This window comes from Sandaracinobacteroides sp., from assembly GCF_057137845.1.
The window spans coordinates 1-1,613 of record NZ_DBNHFX010000149.1; the positions used below are offsets into that span (position 1 = coordinate 1).

Consider the following 1,613-nt stretch of genomic DNA (forward strand, 5'->3'; position numbering starts at 1 on the left):
CAATGCGGCAATGCCGGGGCCGACCTTCAGGAGGAGGTCGGCAGGAGGCTGCGGCCGCAGGAAGCCGTCGAACGGCCGCCACGAGGCGTCGGCCTGATCGGCGACCCGTTTCAACGCCGCGCGCGCCAGGGCCGCCTGATCGGCCCACAGGGTGGCGCCGGCCTCGATGGCGGCAAGCGCCTGCAACCCCACTGCGGCCAGCCCGGCCAGTTGTTCCGAAGTCGGCAGCGCCGCTTCCAGAAGCGGGCGCCCCTTGGCCGCTGCCCGGAACCGCGCGTCATTTTCCTGCCAGATGCGCAACTGCGCCTGCAGCGCGGGGGCAAGCCCCCGCTCTCCGGCGGTGTAGCGCCGGGCTGCGGCTTCGAAGCGATGCGCAAGCAGGCTGTCGACCGGCGCCGCGTCGGCCGGAGCGTTGAACGACTGGGTGAACGGCTTGCCCGCCAGCATCGCCCGCACCTGATGGTCGTGCGCCATGTTGCGCACCGGCCCGGTGGCATCGAGAAGCGTCGCCAGCGTCTCCGGGTCGTGCGGGGAAAGCCGCTGCACCAGCGCATCGTTGCTGCCCAGTTGCGCCGCAACGGTATCGAGCCGCCGATACATGTCGGCTGGATCGGTTACATCGCGCGGAGACCAGAATCGTTCGGCGACGGCGGCGGCGCGCGGCCATAGCTGATGTTCGACCAGTTCGTCGGTTGTGATTTCGCCCCACAGCGCCATTTCGCCACCCAGCAGCAGGCGTTCCTGTGCGGCGGTAAGCGGCGGCATCGGCTGGTCGACGAGGGCGTCGGTCAGCAGCCCCGCCAGCAGCGGACTTAGCTTGCGCAGCCGTGCCGCATGTTCAGGTTCGATGCCGACCCCCGCAGTCGCCGCCGGGTCGATCGCATAGTGCCAGTCGGCCGGCATCAGCAGATTGAGATAATAGCCCGCCGACATGATCACCGGGTGCCCGGCCTCGATCGCGCGGGCCATCGCCTTCGATGTCTGCCACGCCTGCACCACGATATCGCGGTCCAGACCGGCGCCGGCGACTTCCTCCCAGCCGATCATCGTCTTGCCGTGGCGTTTCAGCAGCGCGGCGACACGCCCGGCGAACCAGCGTTCGGCGGCGTGCTGGTCGGCATGGCCCCGGCTTTGCATCCACGCGCGAACCTTTGGCGTGTCGGCCCAGATGCCGGCCGCAACCTCGTCGCCGCCGGCGTGGAAATGACGGTCGGGGAACAGCACCGCCATTTCGCCGAACAGGCGGTCGAGAAAGGTCCAGGTGGCGGGCGCCGAAGGATCGAGCGCGGCCGCCTTCAGGCCGGGGATAGCAGTATCGAACAACACCCCGGTTTCCGGATAGGCGTCGACGATCGCCCGGCTGTGCCCCGGCACGTCGAACTCGGGGACGATGCGCACCCCGCGCGCGGCCGCATAGGCGACGAGGTCGCGGATCTCGGCCTGCGTATAATATGGCCCCGCCGCGTTCAGCTTCGGATAGCGCCTGCTTTCGACGCGGAAGCCCTGATCGTCGGACAGGTGCAGGTGCAGGGTGTTCAGCTTCACCCGCTCCATGTTGTCGATCTGGCGCTTCAGCGTCTCGAGAGACAGGAAATGCCGCGCCGGATCCAGCA

At 68.9% G+C, this 1,613-nt stretch carries 1 protein-coding gene; it reads right to left on the reverse strand.

Annotated features, from left to right (window positions below; translation table 11 throughout):
- Window positions 1-1,613: family 20 glycosylhydrolase (locus AC16JP_RS08555; RefSeq protein ID WP_484340194.1), on the reverse strand; the 1,613-nt coding region annotated here is incomplete at both ends.